Here is a 19,479-nt window from a genome sequence, read left to right as displayed (position 1 = left end):
CGGCCCGTGTTTCTGTGTCCGTCGGATAGGTAATCGATTTTGCGCACCACCAAAACGACCTGCCTGACTTTGGGCGTCCTCTGCACAGTTGCGCTGGCGGGCTGCACGACGCTGCCCCGCTCCGGACCCGACGACAAGCGGATCCGGGATGAGGCGACGCTTTATTTCGCCGCCGACAAAAAGAAGCCGCTGACCGACTACGTCCTCGTCGACCTGACGGAAACGGTGCTTGGATATTTCCCGATGCAGTCGCAGGGATTGTCCCGAGGCTTCGGGCCGACCCGCCGTGGGGCCCCCGAGTTACCGCTCGGCAACGGCGACACGATCCAAATCACACTATTCGAATCTTCGGCTGGCGGCCTGTTCATCCCGGCCGAGGCAGGCAGCCGACCGGGCAACTTCATCACGCTGCCGCCGCAGACGATCGATACGACCGGCCGGATCTCGGTGCCCTATGCCGGAACGCTGACCGTCTCTGGTCGAACCCCGGCTCAGGTTCAGGCCGATATCGAGGATCGGCTCGCCAACCGCGCTATCGAGCCGCAAGCAATCATCAACCTGATCGAGAAGCGGTCCAGCCAAGTCTCGGTGCTCGGCGACGTAAACGAAGCCGCCCGGATCAGCCTGAGTGAGGGAGGCGAGCGCGTCCTTGACGTCATCTCCCGCGCGGGCGGTATCAGCGCTCCCGCGGAGGAGACCAGCGTCACGCTGCAGCGTGGCGGAACCTCCGCCACCGTGCCGTTCAACCAACTCGTCACGAGCCCAAGTGACAACATCTTCGTCTACCCCAACGACACGATCTACGTGAACCGCGAGCGCCGGACCTATCTGGCCTTCGGCGCCTCGGGCCTCAACGGGTCGATCGACTTCGACGACCTGAACCTCAGCTGGGCGGAAGGCGTCGGGAAGGCTGGCGGTCTGCTTGATTCGCGCGCCGATCCAGGCCAGGTCTTCCTCTACCGAATGGTGGATGGCGAGACCCTGACGCGGATGGGCTTCCCGGTGGCGGGCAAAACGGGCTTGAGCTTCCCGGTCATCTTCCGCGCCAACCTGCGCGATCCATCCACGTTCTTCCTCGCTCAGCAATTCCCGATGCGGGACAAGGACATAATCTACGTGTCCAACTCGGACTCCATCGAGGTCGTCAAGTTCCTTGACATCATCAACTCTGCGACGAGCGGCGTCAGCGGGCCTCTAGTCGATGCCGCCTCGGTGCGGACTTCGTCGCGGCTGATCACACGCTAAGTCGCGCTGCGGGCGTTCTCCCGGTCCACTCTACCCCCACGGGTCACGGCGGCGCGCCTTGGAAAGAGCGCCGTCGAGCGCTAGGTTCCCGATCGAGGCGCTCGGCTTTTGACGGCCGAACGCCGCCGTCCCAAGCTAGACTCTCTACCGAAGAACGATGGTGGAACGCGCCTGCAGCGGCACGCTAATTGGATACAGGGCGTCATGGGCTCCGGCACCGTTTCTAAGACGCTGAAGCGTCTCCTCGCAGGTTCTAGCGCCACCGCGCCGCAGCCGCGCGTGGAGCGGGCGAGGCCGGAGATTGCGGTCGATCCCGACTGCGCCTATGCCATCGGCGACATCCACGGCTGCCTCGACAAGCTGCGCCAGCTGGAACAGGCCATCGTCGCCGACGCCACCGCGATCGAGGGCTCCAAGCTCCTTGTCTATCTTGGCGACTATATCGACCGCGGCGTCGCATCGGCAGCTGTAATCGAGCATCTCCTGGCCCCCCCTCCCCCCGGTTTCAACCGTGTCTGTCTCTGCGGGAACCACGAAGAGGTGCTGGTGGACGTTCTTGACGGGCGCCGTCAGATCGACGACTGGCTGCGATTCGGCGGCGAGCGCACTCTCCTCTCCTACGGCTACGACATCGCATATATGAGCAAGCATAGGCGCGGCGGAGAAGCTGAGGCGCTGGCCCGGGTGGTCGAGGCCATTCCCAAACGCCATGCCGCTTTCCTGCGCCAGCTTCCCTCCGCCTTCGCGACGCCCTCTTACTTCTTCGCACATGCCGGCATCCGTCCCGGCCTCGCCGCCGCCGAGCAGCGCGACGACGATCTCCTTTGGATCCGAAGCCCATTCGTCACCGACGGCGCCGCCGGCTTCGGCCGTCTGGTCATCCACGGGCATACGCCGCAGGATGGTCCCGTGGCTCGAGACGGACGGATCGGGGTCGATACGGGTGCCTATATGGGCGGTCCGCTAACGGCCGTGCGGCTGACAGCGGACGGGATAGCGTTTCTGGACGATCGCTAGCCGTCGAATTACGACCTTCCACAGAAGAAACGTATTCGCTTGATATGCGCATTCTGGCCGGGCCGAAACGGCTTTCTCGCCCGAACAAAGCCTCGAATCAACGATTTGAAGCGCACCCGGCGGACCCGTATTCTCCAGGAGAGGCTCCAGGTCCTACGCTGCCAAGCGGCAAGCGACTTGTCACGCAGGTGACCGGAAAGGTGGATCATATGAAACGCTGGATCGTCGCCCTTCTTCTGTGTGGATTCGCAGGAACGGCGCAGGCTCAGGAGCCGATCGACGGTTCCGGCAAGCGCCTAGAGCGCCTGCGTCAGGAGCGCGAACGGAGCAACGGGGTGCTGAGGCGGGACGGGAGCGATGCGGGGCGTCTCGACGAACTCCTGCGCATGCGACAGCGCAGCGAACAGCGCGTCCGCCCGCTGCACCAACCCTCACAAGAGTCCCATCCGGCCAATGCGCGCAATTTTAATAAAAATACGGTCAGAACCCAGTAGGCTGATGCATCGCCAGCGAGCGAATGACCGAGGATCAGAAATGGTGACTTCGGTCATTTCTATTAAAAGTCGATCCTGGAGCTAAACTCGATATCCGATTTTTTCGTGTCTACTGCATCTCAAGGGAGATACGGAGACGAAGATGTCGGCACGGAATAATTTGGCTGTAGTTATATCGACGGCTCTTCTAACAGGGTCGTTGCTGTCTTCTGCAGAGGCTGGCAATCTTGCCCCCTTGAGGCAGGAGAAGGCAGCCGCCTATCTGAAGATGCAGGAGGGCAACAACACGCGCGCGCCCTTCGCCTTCATTCGCTACTGCGTAACGAGCCCGGATGCCTGCCGGATCGGCCAGCAGCGGACGGTGGACTGGACGCCGGGAATCAAGGCCCTGGTGGGGCATGTCAACCGCAGCGTCAACCGGGGCATCCGGCCGGTGAGCGACAGGGGACGGGACGTCTGGCAGGCGAATGTCGCAGTCGGCGATTGCGAGGAATTCGCCTTGACCAAGCGCGAGCGGCTGATGAAGGAGGGCATGCCAGCTTCAGCCCTACGCATAGCGGTAGCCACCACGGGATCGGGCGAGGGGCATGCAGTGCTTGTCGTTAGCACAGCGGACGGCGACTTTGTCCTGGACAACCGGAACGATCAGATTTTGATCTGGCATCAGACCGACCTCACCTTCCAGAAAATCGCATCGGCGGAGGACCCGAGGCTTTGGCACCGGCTGGCCTGAGACGCCGTCTCCAAAGTGATAAAAGGCTCGCCTTCGCAGGAACGGCGGCCGCTTCGACCGGATGGACCCGGTGGGTGACAGGATCAGATAAGGACGAAGTTCGTGATGTTGACGAAGGTCAGACCCTTGCCGCTCATGGCGATGACCTACGTGGCCTCGCCGCCCGCTCCGTCGACGTCGTAGGAAAGGTTGCCGGTTCTATCGTCGTAGATCAGCTTGGCCTTCGCGTACTCCGCCAGAAACCCGGCCGTCAGCACGTCGACACGACCGTCGTTGTCGGCTTCGAGGCCGATGAAGACGGTCTTGTCCAGCTGGCTGCGATCATTGATGTCGAAGTCCCAGATCCGGTCCTTGTTGGCCGTCCCCGCCTCGGCAGAGACGAACGTGTCGGCGTTGCACTTTCCGTAGAGCGAGTCCTTGCCGAGGCCGCCCACGATGACGTTCCTAGCCGCGTTGTCGGTGATGAGGTTGGCGAGGTCGTTGTCGGTGCCGTCGATCGCGCCGCCGCTTCCGTAGAGCCGTAGGTTCTCCACCGCCTCCTGCTGGCGCAGGTCGACCGTCACGTTCGACTAGAGCGCGTCCTGTTTAATCCGGCTCATACCCTGCGGCTACGAAGTAGTTTGCGCATTCGGCTGGCGTGAAGGCGTCGAGGAGGGCGCCGACGGCGTCCCATAAGGCGCCGATGGTGCGTTCGGCTTTGGCCCTGAGGAGTGCCTTGAGCTTTGAGAAGGCATTTTCGATCGGATTGAAGTCCGGACTGTAGGGTGGCAGGTACAGGAGCCTGCCGCCGACCTGCTCGATGGCCTCGCGCACGCCTGCCGCCTTGTAAGCCGGCAGGTTGTCCATGATCACGATGTCACCGGGCTGGAGCGTGGGGACCAGCACCTGCTCGACGTAAGCCCGGAACACGACCCCGTTCATGGCGCCGTCGTAGACGAAGGGCGCGGTCATTCCAGCAAGGCGAAGCGCGCCCGTGAAGGTCGTGGTCTTCCAATGCCCGTGCGGCACGCCGACCCGGCAGCGCTCGCCGCGCAGGGAGCGACCCCGAAGGCGGGCCATTTTGGTGGACAGGCCTGTCTCGTCAATGAAGACGAGCCGGGCAGGATCGAGGTCGGGCTGGGCTTGGAACCAGTCCTCTGGCCGCTTCAGGATATCCGGGCGCTCCTGCTCCAGCGCATGGGCGGACTTTTTTTGAACGTCCAGCCGCGGGAGCGCAGCCAAGTGCTCAACGCGCTGCGTTCAATGGCGAGAGCCCGCTCGGCCTTCAGCCGGGCGACTATCACGTTCAGCGTGATGTCCTTGGCCGCCTCGATCATCGCGATGATGAACGCCTTGTGGGCATCGAGCCGCGAACCCCGCGGCTTACCTCGCCGACGGGCCGTGTACTCACCGTCCTGGCGTGCCCGCCGAGCCCAGACCATGGCGGTCGCCATACCGATCCCAAACCGCTCCGCCGCAGACCGGGCCGTCGCTCCGGCCGCCACTGCTTCAGAACGCGAACCCGAAGATCGACCGCATAAGCCCGTGCCATCACCGCCTCCGTCAATGGAGACGGTGAATCACAACAAAGCCCAAACGTCACCCCTACAGCGAATTGGCCTTCAGCGGACGGGCTCTAGATCGTATCGACGCCCCATCTCGCCCTCGACCTTGTACCTCAGCCTGTCGCAAACGTAGCCGCAATTGCCGCTCGATCCCTTGTAGGTGTCACCGCTGCCGCGCCCGTCCAGCCAGTCGTTGCCCGCGCTGCCGATCAGGCTGTCATCGGCGTAGTAGGCCTTGATCACGAAGCGCTCGACATCCGCCCCGGCCTCCACCGCGCACCCTTCGAACATGAATGCGATCGGGCCGTCCGACAGCGTCCGCGCCGTGACCGGCCCGGTGCCGGCGGTCAGTTCCAGGATATCCGTGGCGACGCCGCCTTTGAAGACGATCCTGGCGTCGAGTTGGAGCGCGTCGAGGTTCTAGATCAGGCAATTATTACCGCCGCTGGTGATGAACGTTTTGCCGAGCGATGAGCCCTCCAGGATCACTGGGCGCTCGCCGAACTCAGCCGACAGGTCGAGCGTGCTGCCGTCCGTGACGACCGGCTCGGCCGGTGCTTTTGGGTCGGTGGACAAGCCGCGGATCACGTCGTAGTCCGCGAACTGGTCCACCGTACCCGACACAGTCTGGCCGTCGGTGGTCAGGGTCTGCGTGACGTTGGTCGGCGTGAACCAGCCCGTCGCGAATTCGTAGGTGCTGTCGGAGAAGCGGGCCGTCTCGACGTTCGAAAGCCTGTCGGTGCCTATCCCGAGACCGTGAAGATCTTGCTAGCCGCCTGCGACCGGTTGATCGCGTAAGACGCGCAGGCCTTTGCGAAGACGGCGACATCGTTGCCATCGCCGCCGTAGAGGGTGTCGTTCCTGGCACCAGTGACGATCTCGGTGCTAGGAACGACGCCGTGACTCAGGCCGCCCGCTTGCCATCCAGCTGCGCGGCCAAGTTCGCCTTGCCGGCGCCCAACAGCGTCACGTAGATCGGCAGTCCTCGTTGCGCCAGATGGCGCTTCGACCGGGCGAACCGGCAGCCGCCTTTTGCGTTATCCTGACACAATAGTGAAAGAACGACCGGGAGACGCGAGTTGGAGGAGACAGAACGGGCGGATGAAACCTTCCGCAATCTGGAGGACCAAAAGCCCGCCGCCATCTTGGAAGCGCTTCTTGCAGGCCAGCGCCGAGCGCTCGATGCGGTTGAAGCGGCTCTCCCCGCGATCGAACGCGCGGCGGAGGCGGCAGCCCTTCGCATCGGCTCTGCGGGGCGGCTGATCTATTGCGGGGCCGGTACCTCCGGGCGGATCGGGCTCCTCGACGCAATGGAACTGGGCCCAACCTTCGACTGGCCGGACGAGCGGCGCCAAGTCGTCCTAGCTGGCGGCGAAGCGAGCTTGATGCGCTCGCGCGAGGGTGCCGAGGACGAGACGCACATGGGCCGTGAGATGCTGTCGGCGGTCGGTGCCGGCCCGCACGACGTCCTGCTGGCGCTGGCGGCCAGCGGACACACTCCGTTCACGCTGGCAGCCGCAGGCACCGCCCGCGCGGCCGGTGCCCTGACCATCGGGCTTGCTAATAATCCCAGCGCCCCGCTACTGGCAGCCTGCGAGCACCCGATCCTTCTGCGAACCGGATCGGAGGTGCTTGCCGGCTCAACGCGGCTTGCGGCGGGAACCGCGCAGAAAGCGGCCCTCAACCTCTTCTCGACGCTTCTGATGATCCGCCTCGGCAAGGTTTTTCGCGGACGGATGGTCGACATGCGTCCGACGAACGCCAAGCTGAAGCAGCGGGCGCATCGGATCGTGCAGGACGTCGTCGGGTGTTCGCCAGACGAGGCGGCACGCGCGCTGGAGGCCGCCCGGGGATCGATCCGGGAGGCGATCCTCGCGCTCGAGGCCACTCGCTGACTCGGTCAGTCTTTGAAAGGAAGGAGGCGCGCGATGCGTTCGCGCCAGATGCGACGGCGGTTCAGGCGCCAGCGCGTCGCCTCGACCGCGGCTACCGCATCGGCGATTGCATCGCTCCGGACGCTGCCGACGCCGATCACGAGCGTTCCGAGCGAAAGACGATCGCGCCAGAGGCGGTTCATGATTCGATGGTCTGGCACCGTGCATGAGTCAATGAGCGTCACATCGGGATCGGCGACCAGCGTCTCGGTCGCGAGGGCAGCTACGATCGCACCGGGTCCGAACCGCTTCAGCTCCTCATTGTAGGCCGTCTTCCAAGCAAAGGCGCGGTCCCTCGATTTCAGGACGACGAGGCTTGCGGCGGCAACCGCTCCAACACGCAACGTAAAGACGCGCGCCTCGCCGCGTTCGGCCAGACCGTTCACCGCCTCGCGCGCGAAGGCCGCTCGGTGGCGGTCCAACAGGAGAGCGCTGCGATGCTGCCCCTTCCATCCCGACGCCTCGAGATGCAGGAAATCCTCCAGCGCTGCCCGAACCCCGTCCGGCGTGCTCGCGCATTCGAAGGTGACCGGACCGACCGCGGAGAGTTGACGGAGGCGGCGGCGGTGGTCGCGGTGGCCCGATGACCCGAGCGCACGACGAAGATAGGTCGATGGATCACCGGCGGTGGCAGGCCGCAGGCAGGCGCGCTGGGTTCGATCCGCCCAGGCAAAGGACAACCCGGCCTGATGGGCCGCCGCCATGAGGGTGCGGGCGAGTTCGCCGTCCACCGGGAGATCCGGCAGGACGAGGATGGGCGGCAACCCATGTTCGGCTGCCTCCAAGGCATCGAAGAGGCTGCGGGCCGTGCCGGCGGGATCGTCGCGATCGAGCGGCAGGGCGCCGAGCGGACCGAACGGATGTGTCCAGGCGCGCACCACGGAGCGACGCGACGGCCGCTGGAGGCGCTCCACCGAGAACGGCATCAGGAAGCGCAGGCGGCTCCGCCGCTCGTCCTCGTCGCGCGCGACCATCAGGCGGACACGGCGTTCGTCGAGACGCGGCATGGCGGGTGCGAGGAAGCGCGGCGTGAAGAAGACGTTGGGCTCGATCACCCGACCTGCGAGATGCTCAAGTTCCTCGACGAGGCCAAAGACGGCATGAGGATCGTAGATTGCGATCCGTCGGATGTCCCCACTGGCTTGGGCGGCCGCCGAACCATCCAGCGGCGGGGCATCAAGGTGCTGATGTGGGTGAACGCCCGGTCCAGCATCGCCGGTCCGATCGGCCGGTTTCGTCAGGGTCAGGTTCGCCACGGTGCATGCCTCGGTCTGGGTGGCGGGCGCGTTTCGCCCGCCGATGGCCTGCCCTCAGATCTAGACTTTGCAGCTTAAACGTTGGTGTTAATCAGGCGAACGTTTCGTGCGGAAGCGGTGGAAAACGGACCGGCTCAACCGGCAAAGCCGCCCTCGTCGAGAAACGCGGTCTCCTCGGGCGAGGTTTCCCGGCCGAGGACCGCGTTGCGATGGGGAAACCGGCCGAACCGAGCGACGATGTCGCGATGCTCCACCGCGAAGGGCACGTTCTCCTCGCCGATCTCCTTCATCCAGCGCACGCATTCGTCCTGATCGGCGAGATTTTCCGAATGCATCAGCGGCATGGCGAAGAACTGGTTGATGTCCTCGCCGACGTGCCACTGATCGCCGCGGGCAAGCGCGGCCTTGGCGATACGAAGCGCCTTCTCGTCGGTCGCGAAGGCTTCCGGGCGACCACGGAACATGTTGCGCGGGAACTGGTCGAGCAGGATCACCAGGGCGAGCGCCCCGTTCGGCTCCTCGGCCCAGTCGTCGAGGTCGCCGAGGGCCGCACGCTCGTAGACGTCGCCGAACCGATGCGTGATGGTCTCGTCGAGCTCGTCGTCCTTGACGAACCACCGCTCCGGGCCGAGATCGCGCCAGAAGTCGACGATGGTCTGGGGATCGATCGAGTAGTCGCTCATGAAACCGTTCGGCCGTTGGAGGAGATCAGTTGGCGGAGCCGGAAGATAGGACGGCGGGGCTGTCTGCAAAAGGGCGAAACCCGACCGCGAGGCTCGACCTTCGCGGATTGAAATGCCCGCTGCCGGCTCTGCGGACCGAGAAGGCGCTCGCCGGCGCGTCAGCGGCCGTTGATCTCGTCGTGCTCGCCGACGACCCCCTCGCCCGGCTCGACATCGCACATGTCTGCCGCAAGGGTGGCCATGCCCTTGTCGCCGCCGAGCCGCTCGAGAGCGGCGGATGGGCGTTTCGGATCCGGACCGGGCAGACGGATCGCTAGAAGCCGCGCGACGATAGGCTGAGCGGATTGTCGACGAGGGCGGCGCGATCCGGCGCGTCGATGCGCGGCGCGCGGGCGAAGGCGGCGAAGAGGTCGCGGATCACCCGCTCGTCGAGCCCCTCGCCGATCAGCACGAAGGCGGTGCGCGGTGCCTCGCCATCCGGCCAGGTCACGAGGCGAACGGACGGATGGAGGTAGGTCCGCACGCCGTGCAGAACCAATGGACGGCCCGGCATCTCGACGGTCCAGACCACGGCCTTGAGGCGCAGGAGCCCCGCGCCGAACCGCGTCAACACGAGGTCGAGAAACCCTTCGGCATCGGCTTCCGTCATCGGCACGTCGTGCGTCAGCGACAGGGAGCGGATCGCGCCGTGCGCCGATCCGTGATCGCCGTGCGAGTGGTCGTGGCCGCAATGGGGATCGTGGCAGGCGTCCGCATTGCGGATCCCCGTCTCCTCTCCCAGCCAGCGCGCCACGTCGGCGCGCCGCGTCGCGGGGTCGACGAGGCCGCAACCGAAGAGCTCACCCGGGCCCGCGTCACCGACGGCGACGAGCGGCGCGCGCGCGTTGAGATGGCGGAGGGAATGCCGGAGCGCCGCGGTCTCGGGCTCCAGATCGGTCTTCGTCAGGACGAGGCGATCGGCACAGGCGACCTGCCGCCGCGCTTCCGGCCGCTCGGCGAGCGATGCCGCGCCGCTCAGCGCGTCGACGAGCGTCACGACGCCGTCGAGCGCAAAATGCTGGACGAGGACGGGATGGCCCATCAGCGAGGCCAGGATCGGCGTCGGGTCGGCAAGCCCGGTGGTCTCGATCACGACGCGGCGGATCGCTCCAAGGCGACCGGTCTGTACGCGATCCACGAGATCGGCGAGCGTGTCCACGAGATCGCCGCGCACCGTGCAGCAGATGCAGCCGTCGGACAGCTCGACGATCCCCTCGCCCGAGGACTCCACAAGAAGATGGTCGAGGCCGACCGCCCCGAACTCGTTGACGATCACGACGGTGTCGCGGAGCGCCGGATCGCGCAGGAGGCGGTTGAGGAGGGTCGTCTTGCCGCTGCCGAGAAACCCCGTCAGCACCGTGACGGGGACAGGACCTGGCAGGACGCCGGGCTGCGCGGTCATTCTGCGCCCGTAGTGGCCGTCTCGGCTCCTTCGGCGGCAGCCGCAGCCGGCGAGGCGGGATGCTCCGCACCGGCGTCGGAGCCGACGGGCAACTCGCCCTCGAAGCCCGGCTCGCCGGGGCGCGCCGGCCGCCACGTCGGGACCGGGATGCCGTAGGCTGCGATCACGCGCGTACCGGCCTCGACACCGGGCGCCGCGGCGGCGCTGCCGAGGTCCACCGGGAAGGCGACGGCCGGCCGCTGCAGATCGGTCATGTAGGGCGAGCCGAACGTGTCCTCGCGCTTGTCCTCTTCCTGCCGCTCGTTCGCGCGGGCCGTGCGCCCCTTGGGCGAGCAGATCTCCGCGCTGATGTCGGCGGGCGGCCCGCTCGACACGGGCAGATCCGTCACCGTGTCGCGGATCGAGCGCGGATTGGTGTTGAAACCGTTCTCAAGGATTTCGGCGGCGGTGCGCTCGCGCACGATCGGGCCCTCGGCACCGAGCACCACGGCGATCAGCGTGCGGTTGTCGCGCGTGGCGGAGGCCACGAGATTGAAGCCCGCGGCGCAGATATAGCCGGTCTTCATGCCATCGGCGCCGTTGTAGCGACCAAGGAGCCCGTTGTGGTTCTTCATCGTCCCCTTGCCGACGGCGATCGCCTCGGTGGCAAAGTAGTTGCTGAACTCGGGGAACTCCTTGCGCAACGCGACGCCGAGGATTGCCAGATCCTTGGCGCTGGAATACTGGCCAGGCGCCGGCAGGCCGTTCGGATTGACGAAATGCGTGTCCTTCATGCCGAGCGCGGCCGCCTCCGCATTCATCCGCTCGACGAAGGTCTCCATCGACCCTTTGCCGAGCGTCTGGCCGATCGCGTAGGTCACATCGTTGGCCGACTTCACCAGCATCATACGCAGCGCCATGTCGAGGCGCATCACGGAGCCGGCGGGATAGGCCATCTTGGAGGGCGGCTCGGCGGCGGCCGCGCGCGACATGACGACCGGCGTGTCGAGCGAGACCTCCTGCGACTTGAGCGCCTTCAGCGCGACATAGGTCGTCATCAGCTTGGTGGTCGAAGCCGGATACCAGCGCTGCGTGGCATTGTTTTCCGACAGCACCTTGCCGGTCGCGACGTCCACCACGATCGTGTTCATGGCCTCGGTCGGCCCCGCCATGAGAGCCGCGGTGCTCAAGCCCAGGAGAACGGCAAGCGCGCGGATCGACGGCAGCGGACGGATGATTGTCATGGGACCCTTCTCGCGGAAGCGCGAAGACGCTTTGCGTTCTCTTCGCACCTGCGTTCATATCATGGCAAGGTGATTCCAGCCCTCCTTCTGGCGGGCGAATTCCGCCTTTTGATGGCGCGAGACCGAAAGATATCGATGCTCCTCGTTCCCGAGATCGCGGCAGGCGCCGCCGACATCACAGAATGGCGCCGGACGCTCCATGCGATGCCGGAAATCCTCTACGACCTGCCCGAGACGGCCGCCTTCGTGGCCGGGAAGCTGCGGGACTTCGGCTGCGACGAGGTGGTGACGGGCATCGGCCAGACGGGGGTCGTCGGGATCGTCACCAGCCGTCTCGGCGAGGGTGGCCGCACCGTTGGTCTGCGCGCCGACATGGACGCGCTGCCGATCGCGGAAGCGACGCCCCGCCCCTATGCCTCACGCCGACCAGGCGCGATGCATGCCTGCGGTCACGACGGACACATGGCGATGCTGCTGGGCGCCGCCCGCCACCTCTGCCGCACCCGCACCTTCCGGGGCCGCGTCGCCTTCGTGTTCCAGCCCGCGGAAGAAGGGGGTGCGGGAGCGCTGGCGATGATCGAGGACGGCCTGATGGAGCGCTTCGGCATCGAAGCGATCTACGGGATGCACAACCTGCCGGGCCTGCCGGTCGGACAGATCGCGCTGCGCCCCGGCCCGATCATGGCGGCGACCGACGAGTTCGAGATCGCGATCCGCGGCAAGGCCAGCCATGCCGCCCTGCCCCACGAGGGCGCCGATCCGATCCTGGCGGGCGCAGCGCTCGTGCAGGCGCTGCAGCAGATTTCGGCCCGCAACGTCGACCCCCTGGATTCGCTCGTCCTTTCGGTCACGCGCTTCCATTCCGGTTTCGCCCGCAACATCATCCCGGACGAAGCGCAGGTCTCGGGCACCGTGCGCTCGCTGACGGCACCGTCGCAGGATCTCGCCGAGCGACGGATCGAGGCGATCGCGCAGGGGGTTGCCGCCGCGCACGGCGCGAGCGCCAGCGTCGTCTACAAGCGAAACTATCCGGTGACGGTGAACGACGTCCGCGAGGCCGCCTTCTGCGCCGCCGTCGCGGCGGACGTCTGCGGTGCGGATGCGGTCAATGCCGCGGCGCCCCCACTCATGGCGGCCGAAGACTTTTCCTACATGCTGGAAGTGCGCCCCGGTGCCTTCGTCTTTCTCGGCAACGGGGCGAGCGCCGGGCTTCACAATCCCGGCTACGACTTCGACGATGCCGCGATCCCGTTCGGGTCGTCCTACTGGGTCCGGCTCGTGGAGCGTGCGCTCGCCAACTGAGGCGGGCGGCTGATCGTCTTCAGTTGTCGCGGGAGGGCGCCAGGGCGTCGATCAAAAGACGCAGGCGGTGGCGGATCTCGCCATCCGGGATCCGACCGAGAGCCAGCGACGACTGGACGACCTCGGGGCTCGGCGTCGCCGCCTCGTCCGTCTCGCCCTGCGAGGTCAGCCCCTCGAAGAAGAAGGTCGGGCTGATCTCGAACAGCTGCGAGATCCGATAGAGCGTCGCCGCGCTGATCCGATTGCTGCCGGTCTCGTACTTCTGGATCTGCTGGTAGGTCACGCCGATCTGGCGGCCGAGCTCTTCCAGCGACAGACGTCGGGACGTCCGCACCAGGCGCAGCCGGGCGCCCACATGCACGTCGATCGGATCTCGCTCGTTCTTCGTCATCGTCACGAAAATACACCCGCTACATGATAAGCAAGGAGACTGCCCATCAGGAACTCAACCCAACGCTTCGAGCACTAAATTGTAGCTCGCCAACAATCAACACTCATGCGTACCATTAATACGCAAATCTGCGTTGCGCGAATCCGATAGTCTGTCCCGGATCCTTCAGGCGACCGTCCGGCCCTTCGGCAGGAGGTGCAACCCGGCGACGGCGAGCCACGTCGTCATCCAGACAGGATTTCCTCGAGCAAACAAGAAGGATTCGAGAAAGGCGTTGAGGAGGGTGAACGCGAGGACCATCAGGAAGAAGTCCGCAACCCGCGTGGCGGCAGGGCCTTGCGCCCCGATCCGTACGAAATCGACCAAGGGTAGGATGACAAGGACGACGATCCCGAATCCCATCCCCGGCCAGCCCAGCGCGATCGCAAGATCCAGATAGCCGTTGTGCGCGTTGACGATGCCGCGCGGATCCCAGCTCGAACCGAACGGCGGTTCGGCATGCCTTACCACCGGCGTCGACCAGAAGGCCTCGAACCCCGTGCCGGTCCACGCCTGAGGTCCCAGCGCGTGGATGGCGAAACGCCAGAGGTCGAGGCGGCCCGTGAAGGTCGTTCCCGGCATCGCCCATTGCAGGAGATCGTAGAGCACCGGCGACAGGACCGTGCCGAGTGTCATCAGCGCGGCCCCGGCGAAGGTCGCCCCCAGAACGATGACGGGCAGCCGACGCCCGCCGAAGACGCGCCCCGCAAAGATCAGGACGGCCACGAGCGGCAGGAGGCCGAGCGTCGTCTTCGATCCGGTCTTCAGAACGAAGAAGGCCGAAAGAAGCACGATCGCGACGCCGGTCACCCATTGGCCGCTGCGCACGAGATAGAGCCCCGCAAAGCAGAGGGCGGCCATCACCGGCCCCGCGACGTTCTTGTGGGAGTAGATGCCGCGCCAGAGACCGATATTGGCGGCTTCCAGCGCCTCGTTGTGGATCGCCGCCGAGGGCATCAGCACGATGCCGGTATAGGACAGGCCAAGCACCACGAGGGCCGCCACCGTCAGCGCGAAGCGGAAGGCCCGCTCGTCCGGCACCAGGCAGAGGGCTCCGGTCATCGCGAGCATCGCGGCCAGCGAGAACACCACCGCGCGGAACGAGGCGTCGGGCCAGATCGACTGGGTCGAGGACAGGAGGAGCAACAGGGCCATCACGACCCAGGCGGGACGCAGGAGCCGCATCGCCACCTGGCGGGGCGTGATGCAGACATGGATCAGAAGGGCCGCGAGACCGAGGCCGCCATATCCCAGCTGGTTGGTAATGTTTCCCGATCCTGCAGGTCCTGCGAAGACCGCCTGATAGGGCTCGAAGGTCACGAGGAGCAGCGTCAGGATCAGCGCCGCTAGAGCCGTGCGGAGCGCTCGTCCTTCAGCAGCGCTCCACCATGGCGCCTCCCCCAGCGCCGCACTGAGGCCGGCGCTGGGTCGCGAGGGTCCGAGACGAAGGGGCGAGAGGTGACGCATCACCCACTATCATCGCCCCGGACGCTGAAAGTCGCGTTAAGGCCCGTCCTGCCGGACGATCATCGCGGGTCAGGCGGTGCGCCCGGCCGCTTCCGCGCGCTCGATGTCGCCGGGGAGATGGCCCGGCCCTTCATCGGGATCGGGCTCGACTGGAACGGGCGTGTCTGAGGGCTCGCGGATCTCGTCCGGCCCCACCATGGGTTCGGGAGGCTCGCCCATCGGCAGGGGGCTGTCGGGCGGGCCGGGATCGCGGCCCGGCCCGGTCGGAACGTCTTCGATGTTGGACATGCCGTTTCTCCCTCGAAAATTCGACGGAAAACCGCTGGCCTCATCCGGCGTTCCAAGGCTCGCGAAAACGCGATCAGTTCTGGGGCTTGGCGTCCGCCTCGTCCTCTTCCTCCTCGCCGAAGGGGAAGGACTCGACCATCTGCTCGACGTCCTCGTAGATCTCGTCGAGGAACTCCATGGCGCCGTCGGCGTCCTCGCTGCCCTGCGTGACCAGCATGGCAAGCTGGATCTTCAGGACGTTGGCGACGTCGTCGAGCTCCATGCCCTGGAAGAGGGTCGAGATCTTCTCGGAGATTTCGTCGGTCTGGGCGTCGGTCAGCATGCTGTGCTCTCCTGTGTGCGGGAAGGAGACGAGTGCGGATGCCTCGTGGTTCCCCCGGAATGCGCCCGAGCGGGGCATGCCACCGCAAAGGCGCGTTCCGCGCTTCGTCGCGCCCTTCGCTCCTAGCACGGAACGATGACGGGTGAAGCGTACCCCCGTCGCTCCGATCCTCATTCCGCCGGAGCCGGCATTTCCACCTTTTCGATACCGCGAGCACCCTCGCCCATCAGGGCGAGTAGCTCGTCGCGACGGCGCGCCGCCTTTTCCATCGCCTCGTGCTTGACGGGGCCAAAGCCCCGGATACCAGCCGGCAGGGATAGGAGTTCCACCGCAACGTCCCGGTCGGCGGGGCGTGCGCGCGAGAACAGGACACGGCAGTCCGCCTCGTAGTCGGCGACGAGGCGCCGCTCCGCCACGCGCTCGGGGTTGCGCGCGAAGGGATCGAACAGGGTGCCACGGAGCCGCTTCAGGCCCGCCAGCCCGCGCAGGAACGGCAGGATCCAGGGACCGAAAGCGCGCTTCTTCGGCCGCCCGTTGGCGTCGACCCCTCGGAGGAACGACGGGGCGAAATGGTAGACGTGCCGACGTACCCCGTCGAACTCCTCCTCCAGCCGGCGCTCGAAGCGGCCATCGGTATGAAGTCGGGCGACCTCGTACTCGTCCTTGACCGCCAGAAGCTTGGCGTAGTTCTCGGCGACGGCCCGCTCGATGCGGCCATGCGCCTCAGCCTTGGCATCGGCCTGCCGGGCCCGCTCCACCAGCGCGCGGTACCGTGCAGCGAGCGCGGCGTCCTGATAGTCGGTGAGGAAGCTTGAGCGGTGCTCGACCAGTTCGTCCGTGGACATCTCACCGAGCGTTCTCGTCGCATCACGCTGGCCGACGATCCCCGCCATGTCGTCCGGTCTTGCGGCGGCGAAACGCCCCCAGGCGAAGGCGTCGAGATTGGCCTTCACGGCCACGCCGTTCAGTTCGATCGCATGCTGGAGACTGGCGAAGGTGACCGGCACCATTCCCTTCTGCCAGGCATAGCCGAGCATCATGATGTTGGTGGCGATGGCGTCCCCGCTGACCGTTTCGGCGAGTTCCGTGAAGTTGACGAAGTCGGCGCCCTCCCCGACCGACTTTCGGATCGCGCCCGCGACGAGCGTGCGCCGGAAGTCGAAGTCGGGATCGCGCACGAACTGGGCGACCGGCGTCAGATGGGTGTTGACGACGGCGCGGGTGCGCTCTGGCGACAGGAGACCGGCCGCATCCTTCGAGGTCGCGACCACGTCGTCGGCCGCGATCAGGACATCGGCCGAGCCCGAGACGATCCGGGGGCAGGTGACGTCTTCGGCGCGGCGTCCGATGCGGACGTGGCTGAGAACCGCGCCGCCCTTCTGCGCCAGTCCTGCCATGTCGAGAAGCATCGGCGCGTTGCCATCGAGATGAGCCGCCATGCCGAGCACCGCGCCGATCGTCAGGACGCCCGTTCCGCCGACGCCGGTGATCGCGATGTTGCAGGGCTCGGCGAGATCGGGAAGAACGGGGTCCGGAATGCCGGCGAGATCCGGAGCCGCTCGCGCAGCCCGCGTCTTCGGCTTCGCGCCCTCCAGCGTGACGAAGGACGGGCAGAATCCCTTCAGGCAGGACGTGTCCTTGTTGCAGGTCGATTGGTTGATCTGCCGCTTGCGGCCCCACTCCGTTTCCAGCGGCTCGACCGAGAGGCAGTTCGACTGGACCGAACAGTCACCGCAGCCCTCGCAGACCGCGGGATTGATGGCGATGCGCAGATCCGGGTCGGGCAGAAGCCCCCGCTTGCGACGACGGCGCTTTTCCGACGCACAGGTCTGATCGTAGACGATCGCCGAGACGCCTGGCACATCGCGCAGCGCCAGCATGGCCGCCTCGACGTCGTCGCGGTGATGGATCTCGGTCCCCGGGGCCAGCTGCGAGGCGTGGTAGCGCTCGGGGAATTCCGAGACCAGCCAGATCGGTGTGACGCCCTCGCGATGCAGCTGATGCGTGATTTTGGCGGGATCGAGCGGCCCGTCGACCGTCTGACCGCCGGTCATCGCGACGGCATCGTTGTAGAGGATCTTGTAGGTGGCGTTGACACCGGCAGCGACCGCCTGCCGGATCGCCAGCTGGCCGGAATGAAAGTAGGTCCCGTCGCCGAGGTTGACGAAGACGTGGCGCTCGTCGGTGAACGGCGCCGTACCCACCCAGGCGACACCCTCGCCGCCCATCTGGCTGAACGTCTCGGTGCGGCGCCCCATCCAGGTGACCATGAAATGGCAGCCGATGCCAGCAAGCCCGCGCGAGCCTTCCGGCACCTTGGTGGACGAGTTGTGCGGGCAACCCGAACAGTAGAAGGGCGTGCGCGCGAGCGGCGGCTCCAGCTGCCCGGCAGCCTCGCCGCGCTGCCGAAAGTGCCTCACGCGCGCCTCGATGAAACTGCGATGCGCCTCGTCGAGATCGCTCAGGGCGAGGATACGCTCCCCGATCACGACGGCGGCCGTCGCCACCGTCAGCTCGCGGGCCAGCGACAGGACGGGACGGTCGTTGTGATCGAACTTGCCGATGATGCGCGGGCGCACGTCCGCACGCCAGTTGAAGAGCTGCTGCTTGATCTGGTTCTCGATGATCTCGCGCCGCTCCTCGACGACGAGGATTTCCTCGAGTCCGACGGAGAACTCGCGCACTCCTTCCGGCTCCAGCGGCCAGGGCATGCCGACCTTGTAGAGGCGAAGGCCCGCGAGATGCGCCGTGTCCTCGTCGACGCCAAGCTCGCGGAGCGCTTGGCGCACGTCCTCGTAGGCCTTGCCCGACGCGATGATGCCGAGGCGCGCGTTCGGTGAATCGAGCGTCACGCGGTCGACCCGGTTGGCGCGGGCAAAGGCGATCGCGGCGTAAGCTTTGTACGTCTGAAGCCGGTTGTCCTGGCTCCAGCGATCGTCGGGTACGCGCAGGTTGAGACCATCGGGCGGCAGGATGAAGTCCGTCGGCGTCACGAACTCTCGTCGCTCGCCCGAAAGGTCGACCGAGGCCGTCGTCTCGACGGTATCGGCGATCACCTTCATGCCGACCCAGCAGCCGGAATAGCGCGACATGGCGATGCCGAGCAGTCCGAACTCGACGAACTCGTGGATCGACGACGGGTAGAGCATCGGGATGACGGCCGCCATGAAGGCGTGGTCGGACTGGTGAGGCACGGTGGACGATTTCGCGCCATGATCGTCGCCGGCAATGGCGAGGACGCCGCCATGACGCGATGAGCCGGCGGCGTTGGCGTGTTTGAAGACATCGCCCGAACGGTCCACCCCGGGCCCTTTGCCATACCAGATGCCGACGACGCCCTCCTTTCGGGCCCCCAGCGACAGACCGACCTGTTGGGAGCCCCAGACGGCGGTCGCCGCAAGATCCTCGTTGATGCCCGGCTGGAAGTGGACATCCTCGGCGAGGAGAAGCTCGCGATTGGCCTGGAGCTGCTGGTCGTAGGCGCCGAGCGGCGATCCCCGGTAGCCCGATACGAAGGCGCCGGTTTCCAGCCCCGCTTCCCGATCACGCCGCATCTGGACGAGCGGCAGGCGGACCAGCGCCTGTGTCCCGTTCATGAAGACGCGCCCGCTGGTGGCGGTGTATTTCCGGTCGAGTTCGCCGCGGCGGCTCATGAGGATCCTCCCGATCCGACTGCTGTCTGGCGGTTTGTCCGCTCTTGTCGGCCAGACTTAAGGCATGTGCACCGCACCGGCACGCTGCAGCGCGGGAGGATGCTGCGGCATGATGGCCCCGGGCTTCACGCCCGGACGGGAGTACGCCTTGTGTTTGACCACCAGCATTTCTGGTGCCTGAACCCTGAAGGGTTGGATCTGCGGGAGACGGTGTCGCGGATGCTTTCGACGTGGCCGGCTGGCGAGGTCGCCAAGATCCACTATTCGTCGCCGCGCACGGAGTTGCGCGAGCAGCGGGTGGTGGATCGGGCGACGGGGCGCAAGGTCTTGCGGCCTGTTGCGCCGGTGATGACGGGCCATGCGGATTTCATCAACCCGTTCGAGTTCGTGATGTTTCTGGAGCGTGTGGCGGGTCTCGACTTCGACGTGATGCTGGAGGCGAAGGCG

The 19,479-nt window shown here is 66.2% G+C and carries 20 protein-coding genes and 2 pseudogenes; 8 read left to right on the top strand and 14 right to left on the bottom strand.

Translation table 11 applies throughout. The features are described 5' to 3' along the window. Positions 1 to 39: 39 nt before the first annotated feature. From BM175_RS19530 to BM175_RS19520, 4 genes are all read left to right on the top strand, one after another. On the top strand, positions 40 to 1,245 hold the full coding sequence (locus BM175_RS19530; protein ID WP_210284140.1) for a polysaccharide biosynthesis/export family protein: 1,206 nt from the start codon (positions 40 to 42) through the stop codon (positions 1,243 to 1,245). Between the two features lie 204 nt (positions 1,246 to 1,449). Further along, positions 1,450 to 2,262, top strand: a complete 813-nt coding sequence (locus tag BM175_RS19525; protein ID WP_090966071.1) for a metallophosphoesterase family protein — start codon at positions 1,450 to 1,452, stop codon at positions 2,260 to 2,262. 209 nt (positions 2,263 to 2,471) lie between these two features. Beyond that, a complete protein-coding gene (locus BM175_RS22465) occupies positions 2,472 to 2,756 on the top strand; it encodes a hypothetical protein (protein WP_139224709.1) in 285 nt (94 codons plus the stop codon). A 235-nt stretch (positions 2,757 to 2,991) separates the two neighbouring features. Further along, entirely contained in the window at positions 2,992 to 3,489 is a 498-nt protein-coding gene (locus BM175_RS19520; protein ID WP_175526925.1) for a transglutaminase-like cysteine peptidase, read from the top strand. 146 nt (positions 3,490 to 3,635) lie between these two features. On the opposite strand, the gene BM175_RS19515 is transcribed toward BM175_RS19520, so the two are convergent. The 5 genes and pseudogenes from BM175_RS19515 to BM175_RS23380 all read right to left on the bottom strand — a co-directional run bounded on the left by BM175_RS19515 (position 3,636) and on the right by BM175_RS23380 (position 5,911). Then, on the bottom strand, positions 3,636 to 4,052 hold the full coding sequence (locus BM175_RS19515; RefSeq protein ID WP_090966067.1) for a calcium-binding protein: 417 nt from the start codon (positions 4,050 to 4,052) through the stop codon (positions 3,636 to 3,638). Between the two features lie 22 nt (positions 4,053 to 4,074). Beyond that, positions 4,075 to 5,020, bottom strand: a pseudogene (locus BM175_RS19510) (IS630 family transposase). 70 nt (positions 5,021 to 5,090) lie between these two features. Then, positions 5,091 to 5,324 carry a hypothetical protein gene (locus BM175_RS19505; RefSeq protein ID WP_090966065.1) on the bottom strand — a complete coding sequence of 78 codons (234 nt, stop codon included), beginning with the start codon at positions 5,322 to 5,324 and terminating at the stop codon, positions 5,091 to 5,093. 129 nt (positions 5,325 to 5,453) lie between these two features. After that, on the bottom strand, positions 5,454 to 5,657 hold the full coding sequence (locus tag BM175_RS19500; protein WP_090966063.1) for a hypothetical protein: 204 nt from the start codon (positions 5,655 to 5,657) through the stop codon (positions 5,454 to 5,456). A 119-nt stretch (positions 5,658 to 5,776) separates the two neighbouring features. Beyond that, on the bottom strand, positions 5,777 to 5,911 hold the full coding sequence (locus BM175_RS23380) for a hypothetical protein (protein WP_425285297.1): 135 nt from the start codon (positions 5,909 to 5,911) through the stop codon (positions 5,777 to 5,779). Between the two features lie 201 nt (positions 5,912 to 6,112). Here BM175_RS23380 and BM175_RS19495 point away from each other — a divergent pair, with 201 nt between their 5' ends. After that, the gene (locus tag BM175_RS19495) at positions 6,113 to 6,928 is read left to right on the top strand and encodes an N-acetylmuramic acid 6-phosphate etherase (RefSeq protein WP_090966061.1); all 816 of its coding nucleotides are present in this window, start codon (positions 6,113 to 6,115) and stop codon (positions 6,926 to 6,928) included. A gap of 5 nt (positions 6,929 to 6,933) precedes the next feature. Here the strand turns inward: BM175_RS19495 and BM175_RS19490 are convergent, their stop codons facing one another. After that, positions 6,934 to 8,223, bottom strand: a complete 1,290-nt coding sequence (locus BM175_RS19490) for a GNAT family N-acetyltransferase (RefSeq protein ID WP_139224708.1) — start codon at positions 8,221 to 8,223, stop codon at positions 6,934 to 6,936. Between the two features lie 134 nt (positions 8,224 to 8,357). Continuing rightward, positions 8,358 to 8,906, bottom strand: a complete 549-nt coding sequence (locus BM175_RS19480; RefSeq protein WP_090966055.1) for a DUF924 family protein — start codon at positions 8,904 to 8,906, stop codon at positions 8,358 to 8,360. A 29-nt stretch (positions 8,907 to 8,935) separates the two neighbouring features. Here BM175_RS19480 and BM175_RS19475 point away from each other — a divergent pair, with 29 nt between their 5' ends. After that, on the top strand, positions 8,936 to 9,223 hold the full coding sequence (locus tag BM175_RS19475; protein ID WP_244546088.1) for a sulfurtransferase TusA family protein: 288 nt from the start codon (positions 8,936 to 8,938) through the stop codon (positions 9,221 to 9,223). On the opposite strand, the gene BM175_RS19470 is transcribed toward BM175_RS19475, so the two are convergent. Both BM175_RS19470 and BM175_RS19465 read right to left on the bottom strand, forming a co-directional pair. Beyond that, positions 9,220 to 10,347, bottom strand: a complete 1,128-nt coding sequence (locus tag BM175_RS19470) for a CobW family GTP-binding protein (RefSeq protein WP_090966053.1) — start codon at positions 10,345 to 10,347, stop codon at positions 9,220 to 9,222. The genes BM175_RS19475 and BM175_RS19470 overlap by 4 nt on opposite strands. Then, the gene (locus BM175_RS19465; protein ID WP_244546087.1) at positions 10,344 to 11,570 is read right to left on the bottom strand and encodes a D-alanyl-D-alanine carboxypeptidase family protein; all 1,227 of its coding nucleotides are present in this window, start codon (positions 11,568 to 11,570) and stop codon (positions 10,344 to 10,346) included. Before BM175_RS19465 ends, BM175_RS19470 begins: the two co-directional genes overlap by 4 nt. A gap of 135 nt (positions 11,571 to 11,705) precedes the next feature. Between BM175_RS19465 and BM175_RS19460 the strand changes: the two genes are divergently transcribed. Next, positions 11,706 to 12,872, top strand: coding sequence for a M20 aminoacylase family protein (locus BM175_RS19460; protein WP_090966051.1), 1,167 nt, complete (start codon positions 11,706 to 11,708; stop codon positions 12,870 to 12,872). A 19-nt stretch (positions 12,873 to 12,891) separates the two neighbouring features. On the opposite strand, the gene BM175_RS19455 is transcribed toward BM175_RS19460, so the two are convergent. The 5 genes from BM175_RS19455 to BM175_RS19435 form a co-directional block, all read right to left on the bottom strand. After that, positions 12,892 to 13,263 (bottom strand): helix-turn-helix domain-containing protein, encoded by a 372-nt coding sequence (locus BM175_RS19455; protein ID WP_244546090.1) that lies wholly within the window; start codon positions 13,261 to 13,263, stop codon positions 12,892 to 12,894. A 165-nt stretch (positions 13,264 to 13,428) separates the two neighbouring features. Continuing rightward, positions 13,429 to 14,769, bottom strand: a complete 1,341-nt coding sequence (locus tag BM175_RS19450) for an O-antigen ligase family protein (RefSeq protein WP_090966047.1) — start codon at positions 14,767 to 14,769, stop codon at positions 13,429 to 13,431. A 69-nt stretch (positions 14,770 to 14,838) separates the two neighbouring features. After that, positions 14,839 to 15,057 (bottom strand): hypothetical protein, encoded by a 219-nt coding sequence (locus BM175_RS19445; RefSeq protein ID WP_090966045.1) that lies wholly within the window; start codon positions 15,055 to 15,057, stop codon positions 14,839 to 14,841. 73 nt (positions 15,058 to 15,130) lie between these two features. After that, complete coding sequence (locus BM175_RS19440; protein WP_090966043.1) at positions 15,131 to 15,379, bottom strand: hypothetical protein; 249 nt, start codon at positions 15,377 to 15,379, stop codon at positions 15,131 to 15,133. A 170-nt stretch (positions 15,380 to 15,549) separates the two neighbouring features. Further along, positions 15,550 to 19,032 (bottom strand): indolepyruvate ferredoxin oxidoreductase family protein, encoded by a 3,483-nt coding sequence (locus BM175_RS19435; protein WP_090966041.1) that lies wholly within the window; start codon positions 19,030 to 19,032, stop codon positions 15,550 to 15,552. A gap of 219 nt (positions 19,033 to 19,251) precedes the next feature. On the opposite strand from BM175_RS19435, the pseudogene BM175_RS19430 reads away from it, so the two are divergent. Beyond that, positions 19,252 to 19,479, top strand: a pseudogene (locus BM175_RS19430) (UV DNA damage repair endonuclease UvsE); the annotation flags it as partial.

Source organism: Aureimonas phyllosphaerae (genome assembly GCF_900113065.1).
In the GTDB taxonomy this organism is placed as follows: Bacteria; Pseudomonadota; Alphaproteobacteria; order Rhizobiales; family Rhizobiaceae; genus Aureimonas; species Aureimonas phyllosphaerae.
Note: the sequence above shows the minus strand (reverse complement) of the source record. Positions and strands in the feature narration are given on the sequence as shown.